The organism is Pseudomonas sp. P7758 (assembly GCF_013386485.1).
Classification (GTDB): Bacteria; Pseudomonadota; Gammaproteobacteria; order Pseudomonadales; family Pseudomonadaceae; genus Aquipseudomonas.
In genome coordinates this window covers 1-1,386 of the sequence record NZ_JACARS010000212.1, presented here as the reverse complement: position 1 = coordinate 1,386, position 1,386 = coordinate 1, and the positions used below count along the sequence as shown (strand labels likewise).

Annotated in this window: 1 protein-coding gene; it reads left to right on the top strand. The window is 63.0% G+C overall.

Features of this window, described 5'->3' with window-relative positions:
- Positions 1-1,386 (top strand): amino acid adenylation domain-containing protein (locus HX873_RS30630; RefSeq protein WP_177123704.1); only part of this gene is annotated, 1,386 nt, incomplete at both ends.

The following is a 1,386-nucleotide window of genomic DNA, read 5'->3' as shown; positions in this document are numbered from 1 at the left end:
GATCCAACCTACCCGCAGGACCGCCTGGCCTACATGATGCAAGACAGCGGCATCCAGCTGCTGCTGGCCCAGGCGTCGCTGACCGGTCAATTACCGGTGCCTGACGGCGTGAAAACCCTGCTGCTGGATACCGACGTCAGCGCCTTTGCCGACAGCGACCCGCAAATCGTCGTGGATCCTTCGAACCTCGCCTACGTGATCTACACCTCCGGTTCCACCGGCAATCCCAAAGGCACCTTGCTCGCGCACCACAATATCCTGCGTCTGTTCGCGGCCACTGAGCCGTGGTTCGGCTTCGGCCCGCAGGACGTCTGGAGCCTGTTTCACTCCTATGCTTTCGACTTCTCGGTCTGGGAAATTTTCGGTGCACTGCTGCACGGTGGCGAACTGCTGATCGTGCCGTACGACGTCAGCCGCTCGCCCCAGGAATTCCTCGACCTGTTGTGCGACGCGGGCGTCACGGTGCTCAACCAGACGCCGTCGGCGTTCAAGCAGTTGATGCACGTGGCTTGTACCGACTCCCGGGCCAATGCCCTGCGCTACGTGGTATTCGGCGGCGAGGCGCTGGACGTCAAGAGCCTGCGCCCATGGTTCGAACGGTTTGGCGACAGCGCGCCACAGCTGATCAACATGTACGGCATCACCGAAACCACGGTGCACGTCACCTACCGTCCGCTGTCGGTGGCTGATCTCGAGCTGGACGCCAGCAGTCCGATTGGCGAGCCGATAGCCGACCTGTCGTGGTACCTGCTCGACGGTGAACTGAACCCGGTGGCCAAAGGCTGCATCGGTGAACTGTATGTTGGCCGCGCCGGCCTGGCCCGGGGCTACCTGAAGCGTGGCGACCTGACGGCACTGCGTTTTATTCCCGACCCGTTCGGCGAAAGCGGTGCGCGGTTGTACCGCACCGGTGACCTGGCGCAATACCGCAGCGACGGGGTGATCGAGTACATCGGCCGGATTGACCATCAGGTGAAAATCCGTGGCTTCCGTATCGAACTGGGTGAAATTGAAGCGCGCCTGAACGCCCTGGCGGCGGTGCGCGAGGCCGTGGTGTTGGCCCAGGAGGGGCTGAACGGCCAGCAATTGGTGGCTTACGTGATCCCGGCGCAAGGCGCCGAGGATGCAGGCGCACTCAAGGCGCAGCTGAAAGCGGACCTGCCGGACTACATGGTGCCGACGCACCTGCTGTTCCTGAATGAATGGCCACTGACCGCCAACGGCAAGCTCGACCGCAAGGCCCTGCCGCAGCCGGACGCAAGCCAGGTACAGCACGAGTACGTGGCGCCGCAAAGCGCGCTGGAACAGCAAATCGCAACCGTCTGGCAAGACGTGCTGAAACTGGAGCGGGTTGGTCTCACCGACAACTTCTTCGAACTGGGTGGC